The following is an 870-nucleotide window of genomic DNA, read 5'->3' as shown; positions in this document are numbered from 1 at the left end:
AGATCGCCGTCCTGCGGCGGTCCCTCCCGTAATCGTGCATAGGGCCGGGAGAGCGCCCCCAGCTCGGCCTCCCCGCGCGCGCCGCGCGGCCGGCGGCTGGGCATCTCGACGTGCCGACCGAAGAGTTCGCGCTGGACCCTCACCACCAGATCCGCGCAATCGGCTGAATCAGGGTCGTAGGGGATGAGCGTGAACGGCTCGACATCTGAAGGCCGCATCAGTAGATGCCCGGGGCGATGTGCGCGTTGTAGCGCAACCGGACGGCCTGCTGCCGTGTGAAGAAGTCCACCCCGCAAGCGGAGGTGGCAGCCTGAGGGGTCACCGATACGGTCATCATCGGCAGGAAGTGATCCTGCTCGATGACGTTCACGTCTGCCCGGTCGGTGATCATCAGGCGCGCCGTGACCAGCTCACCAGGCGCCAACCGCTCCAGGTCTTCGGTGATAGCCCGGCCAACATTGCTGATCACCAGCTGCGCGCGCGGAGCCTGGCCGTTGACGTCATCGGGCAGCTTGAAGCCGAATTGAGCCCCAACGAAGGTCAGGCCTTGGCTTACCCAGTCGCGCTGGTCGTTGCAGATGCGCAGGGTTTCGGCAAACGAAGGTGCCGAGACTTCCAGCAGAGCCAAGGTGCCCACCGGGTCCGTGACGCGCTGGCGCCGCTCGGTAAAAGTGCTCATCGCATGTACTCCACGACGGTGTCGCGCCGGTAGTCGCCCAGGCCGTGCTGGTCCGGGACAAGCTGGCCGATATCGCCCTTGATGAAGCGGACGGTGATGTTGGTCCCGCGATACGGGTGGCGCATGGTGAACCACCCGATCCGGCCGATCACATCGAAGTACCAGGCCTCGAACTCGTCCGCGGCGGCAAG

General features: G+C 65.7%; 1 protein-coding gene and 2 pseudogenes. All 3 read right to left on the bottom strand.

The window, feature by feature from the left end:
• Positions 1-218 (bottom strand): annotated as a pseudogene (locus CXG43_RS19360) (peptidoglycan endopeptidase); the annotation flags it as partial.
• Entirely contained in the window at positions 218-679 is a 462-nt protein-coding gene (locus CXG43_RS01280; RefSeq protein WP_101098363.1) for a DUF1833 family protein, read from the bottom strand. The gene CXG43_RS01280 and the pseudogene CXG43_RS19360, both read right to left, overlap by 1 nt.
• Positions 676-870: pseudogene (locus CXG43_RS01275) on the bottom strand (hypothetical protein); the annotation flags it as partial. The pseudogene CXG43_RS01275 and the gene CXG43_RS01280, both read right to left, overlap by 4 nt.

The sequence above is a fragment of the Stenotrophomonas sp. Bg11-02 genome, from assembly GCF_002836635.1.
GTDB classification, from domain to species: Bacteria; Pseudomonadota; Gammaproteobacteria; order Xanthomonadales; family Xanthomonadaceae; genus Stenotrophomonas; species Stenotrophomonas lacuserhaii.
Note: the sequence above shows the minus strand (reverse complement) of the source record. Positions and strands in the feature narration are given on the sequence as shown.

Excerpts from the sequence above, each read along its gene's own strand:
- CXG43_RS01280 (WP_101098363.1), bottom strand. The coding sequence starts at position 679 with ATGAGCACTTTTACCGAGCGGCGCCAGCGCGTCACGGACCCGGTGGGC.